This window comes from Paraclostridium sordellii, assembly GCF_000953675.1.
GTDB lineage: Bacteria > Bacillota > Clostridia > Peptostreptococcales > Peptostreptococcaceae > Paraclostridium > Paraclostridium sordellii.
Window position 1 is genome coordinate 3387744 of sequence record NZ_LN679998.1, and the last position, 278, is coordinate 3388021.

A 278-nucleotide genomic window follows, 5' to 3' on the forward strand; every position below is an offset into this window, starting at 1 on the left:
AATCCTAAGAATGCTTTACCATGTCTAGCTTCATCTTTACACATTTCATGAACTGTATCATGTATAGCATCTAATCCTAGTTCTTTAGCTCTCTTAGCTAATTTTAATTTTCCATCAGTTGCTCCATACTCAGCTTCAACTCTTGCTTTTAAGTTAGCTTTTGTATCTGCTACTACTACTTCTCCTAATAATTCAGCAAATTTAGCAGCATGTTCTGCTTCTTCAAATGCTATTCTTTTGTATGCTTCTGCTACTTCTGGGAATCCTTCTCTATCAGC

Annotated in this window: 1 protein-coding gene; it reads right to left on the reverse strand. The window is 35.3% G+C overall.

Annotation, left to right across the window (positions count from 1 at the left end):
- On the reverse strand, positions 1-278 hold a 278-nt coding region (locus ATCC9714_RS18005), incomplete at both ends, for a ferritin family protein (RefSeq protein ID WP_280136267.1).